The sequence below is a fragment of the Paenibacillus alginolyticus DSM 5050 = NBRC 15375 genome (genome assembly GCF_000422905.1).
Taxonomy (GTDB): domain Bacteria; phylum Bacillota; class Bacilli; order Paenibacillales; family NBRC-103111; genus Paenibacillus_E; species Paenibacillus_E alginolyticus.
On sequence record NZ_AUGY01000224.1, the window covers coordinates 1 to 1,047 of the forward strand.

2 protein-coding genes are annotated in these 1,047 nt (G+C 40.2%); one reads left to right on the forward strand and one right to left on the reverse strand.

Annotation, left to right across the window (positions count from 1 at the left end; translation table 11 throughout):
- Positions 1–278 precede the first annotated feature (278 nt).
- Positions 279–776: a hypothetical protein gene (locus tag G519_RS0138320; RefSeq protein ID WP_029199021.1), complete on the forward strand. Its 498-nt coding sequence runs from the start codon at positions 279–281 to the stop codon at positions 774–776.
- A gap of 67 nt (positions 777–843) precedes the next feature.
- On the opposite strand, the gene G519_RS0138325 is transcribed toward G519_RS0138320, so the two are convergent.
- A partial coding sequence (locus tag G519_RS0138325; RefSeq protein WP_029199022.1) for a YhcN/YlaJ family sporulation lipoprotein occupies positions 844–1,047 on the reverse strand: 204 nt, incomplete at its 5' end.

Below are 1,047 nucleotides of genomic sequence, written 5' to 3' on the forward strand. Positions count from 1 at the left end.
AATGTTCCGAATATGTTTTTGTAAAAGGAACATCGGTGCTATCATTAGTTGGGTCCGGTTCAATACATTATTCTGGGCCATAACATCCATTATTTTCTCCCTGAGAAGATTTACCCGAGACTGAATATAACTTTCACTAGTGGATCATTCTGTTGGTGGTGCATATACTGTATTGTTGCTTTAAACAGAGCATCTAATTCAATGATCAGCCATTAACGTAAGCGTATTCAATCATATTCGCTAAAATCCTGAGTTCTTAAAATTAAGGAGAGATCATTTTGCAAACTGCACAGGTAACTATGGTTAGTATACCATTCCCAACAAAATGGGGTATCCGCGCTGATATAGCTGGTAGACCGATCGTTTGGGGAGAACTCATCATTAACTCTATTACTGATAACAGGGTAATTGGTACGATTAATTTTCGTGGCATGCCTATTCCAATTCATGGATCTTGGAATGAAAGCGCCAAACAAATCACATTTGATTCACCTTATGCCACATACTCCGGTAACTTAACTATATTTGACGATCCTCCGATTAGAATTCGACATTTTATTTTGAGTGGACGTCTTATTATGAAACCTCCCTCTCTACAAGCAGGTGAGTATGGAACTTGGATTGCTACAACTGATATAAGTCTGAACGAATACCCCATTAGTGGAAATTCCTTGCCATACCAGTATACTGATCAATTGCCTCCTGTTGGAGTCTTTTTAACATCGAATATACTATATCAACTTCAGGAGCAGCATTTGGGGAGATTTCGGGGTTGAACAGACTTAAATGCTGATATGGCCCCGTCTTTCGCACCATACAAAAGACGGGGAATACTGGATTTCGTTACCGGGCATTTGGAAATATTCGTTGCACCATCTCATTAAATTCCTCAACAAAACCTGCGACCGGCCGTCCTTCTTGCACATCCCTTACGTACGCATTGATTCGGTCAATGAAATCCGGATTGGTGGAAACATATACATTTTGGATGGTCGGATCGGTTTCCCTGACTTTGGAAGCGATTTGATCTTCAATCTCCCTGCTTAA